The sequence below is a fragment of the Ruminiclostridium hungatei genome, assembly GCF_002051585.1.
Lineage (GTDB): Bacteria > Bacillota > Clostridia > Acetivibrionales > DSM-1351 > Ruminiclostridium > Ruminiclostridium hungatei.
Map to the genome: position 1 here is coordinate 1 of NZ_MZGX01000091.1, position 606 is coordinate 606.

Sequence of the window (606 nt, forward strand, 5' to 3'; positions counted from 1 at the left end):
TAAAACGTCTTCCATAATAGCGTTCGCGCTTCAGTATGCCCCAGAATCCTTCCATGGGGCCGTTGTCGATGCAATGTGCCACACGGGACATGCTTTGCGTCATGCCAGCTTTTTCGAGTTTATGATGGAATGTCCGGTTTGTATACTGAAAGCCTCTGTCACTGTGAAACAGTGAATGTGTATTCGGATTTGTTCTAATAGCTTTATCAACTGTCTTGAATACGAGTGCGTTCTCATTACGCTCACTGATCATAAAAGATACAATACGTCTATCGTAAAGGTCTAAAATGGCACTGAGATAGACCTTGTGTACTGTAAACGCTTCGTACCACTTGAATTCCGTAACGTCTGTAAGACACTTTTCGTTTGGTTTTGAGGCGTGGAACTTACGGTCAAGCAGATTTTCTGCGAGATACTGCGGATTCTTTGCCGACCTCGTGCAGCCATGGTTGTTGTACTTAATTGTGGACCTTAATATCTCTTGTGCGGCAGATACGTAATATTCTTTTGTCATTAACATGAATGTTATGGTCGTGTCGCAGGTCATCATTGATACGTCGATATCCCTTGTCTGGACTTTCTATATGGATTTCTTCCACCTTTTTA

2 protein-coding genes are annotated in these 606 nt (G+C 42.6%); both read right to left on the minus strand.

Annotated features, from left to right (window positions below; translation table 11 throughout):
* On the minus strand, positions 1-520 hold a 520-nt coding region (locus CLHUN_RS22645; RefSeq protein ID WP_422785076.1), incomplete at its 3' end, for a DDE-type integrase/transposase/recombinase.
* Positions 459-599: a helix-turn-helix domain-containing protein gene (locus tag CLHUN_RS22950; protein ID WP_422785077.1), complete on the minus strand. Its 141-nt coding sequence runs from the start codon at positions 597-599 to the stop codon at positions 459-461. The genes CLHUN_RS22645 and CLHUN_RS22950, both read right to left, overlap by 62 nt.
* Positions 600-606: the final 7 nt, after the last annotated feature.